The sequence below is a fragment of the Psychromonas sp. MB-3u-54 genome, assembly GCF_002836415.1.
Taxonomy (GTDB): Bacteria; Pseudomonadota; Gammaproteobacteria; order Enterobacterales; family Psychromonadaceae; genus Psychromonas.
In genome coordinates this window covers 1-321 of the sequence record NZ_PJBP01000048.1, presented here as the reverse complement: position 1 = coordinate 321, position 321 = coordinate 1, and the positions used below count along the sequence as shown (strand labels likewise).

1 protein-coding gene is annotated in these 321 nt (G+C 37.7%); it reads right to left on the bottom strand.

All coding sequences use genetic code 11. From position 1 onward, the window contains the following. Positions 1-171: DUF4177 domain-containing protein (locus CXF72_RS20145; protein WP_101036070.1), on the bottom strand; the 171-nt coding region annotated here is incomplete at its 3' end. Positions 172-321: the final 150 nt, after the last annotated feature.

The following is a 321-nucleotide window of genomic DNA, read 5'->3' as shown; positions in this document are numbered from 1 at the left end:
TTTCCAAAGAAGCAGCATCCTACGGATGTCTTTTTCCATTGTTTGCACTCTCCAGCCTTGAGAGGCATTTTCATTAAGAAAATCTGAGAATTTAACAGGATCAACTTTTGAGGCTCCAAGTAACAGAGATCCTAACATTCCCTCTTGATATATAACGACTTTGTATTCCATTGTAACTCCTTAATATTTAATTTATTGCTGACGCCTTACTCTTTGGCGGTTTATGGTTGGCGCTGTTTTTGTTGCTTTTTGTTTGTGGAAAAAACCGCGATAGCTGTAATGTATACCCATCACCATTCAAAATGCAGATTAAAATCGCTG